This window comes from Streptomyces sp. NPDC026062, from assembly GCF_055568375.1.
Genome location: NZ_JBVHOQ010000140.1, coordinates 1 through 1,175 on the forward strand (window position 1 = coordinate 1; position 1,175 = coordinate 1,175).

A 1,175-nucleotide genomic window follows, 5' to 3' on the forward strand; every position below is an offset into this window, starting at 1 on the left:
CGTACGGCGGGCACGATCGTGAAGGACGAGGGCGAGGGCGGTAAGGCGCTGGCCGGGTTCCTGGCCGGCCAGAAGTTCATCTGATCCCGTTCGTTTCTCGTTGTTCCGTCTCGATCTGCAGGAGATTGAAGTCATGGCTGAAGTTCTGGTGTTTGTCGATCATGTGGATGGTGCGGTCCGTAAGCCCACGCTGGAGCTGCTGACGCTGGCGCGTCGGTTGGGTGAGCCGGTCGCGGTGGCGCTGGGTGCGGGTGCGGGTGCCACGGCGGGTGTGCTGGGTGAGCACGGTGCGGTGAGGGTTCTGGTGTCCGAGGCGTCGGAGTTTGCCGACTTCCTGGTGGTGCCGAAGGTGGACGCGTTGCGGGCGGCGTTCGATGTGGTGTCGCCGGTGGCGGTGCTGGTGCCGTCGTCGGCGGAGGGCAAGGAGATCGCGGCCAGGCTCGCGGTGCGGATCGGTTCGGGGATCATCACGGACGCGGTGGATGTGGAGGCCGGTGAGCAGGGTCCGGTGGCCACGCAGTCGGCGTTCGCGGCGTCGTTCACGACGAAGTCGCGGGTCTCGCGTGGTGTTCCGGTGATCACGGTGAAGCCGAACTCGGCGCCGGTGGAGCCGGCTGCGGGTGCGGGTGCGGGTGCGGTGGAGGAGCTGGCGGTGGAGTTCTCCGCGCTCGCGGCGGGGACGAAGGTGCTGTCGCGGACGCCGCGTGAGTCGACGGGCCGGCCGGAGCTGACGGAGGCCGCGATCGTGGTCTCGGGTGGCCGTGGTGTCAATGGTGCGGAGAACTTCCACGTCATCGAGGCGCTCGCGGACTCGTTGGGTGCCGCGGTGGGTGCGTCGCGTGCGGCGGTGGACGCGGGCTGGTATCCGCATTCCAACCAGGTCGGTCAGACGGGCAAGTCCGTCTCTCCGCAGCTGTACATCGCTTCGGGTATCTCGGGTGCGATCCAGCACCGGGCGGGTATGCAGACCTCGAAGACGATCGTCGCGATCAACAAGGACGCCGAGGCCCCGATCTTCGACCTCGTCGACTACGGCGTCGTCGGTGACCTCTTCGACGTGGTCCCGCAGCTGACCGACGAGATCACCGCCCGCAAGGGCTGACCCGTCCGGGCGGCGCACACGCTCGACGGCCCGGGGCCGCACGGTGAATCCCACCGCGCGGCCCCGGGCCGTT

1 protein-coding gene and 1 pseudogene are annotated in these 1,175 nt (G+C 68.9%); both read left to right on the forward strand.

Translation table 11 applies throughout. The features are described 5' to 3' along the window. Positions 1 to 84, forward strand: a pseudogene (locus ACZ4LX_RS38210) (electron transfer flavoprotein subunit beta); the annotation flags it as partial. Between the two features lie 49 nt (positions 85 to 133). Next, positions 134 to 1,102 carry an electron transfer flavoprotein subunit alpha/FixB family protein gene (locus tag ACZ4LX_RS38215; protein ID WP_467652027.1) on the forward strand — a complete coding sequence of 323 codons (969 nt, stop codon included), beginning with the start codon at positions 134 to 136 and terminating at the stop codon, positions 1,100 to 1,102. Positions 1,103 to 1,175: the final 73 nt, after the last annotated feature.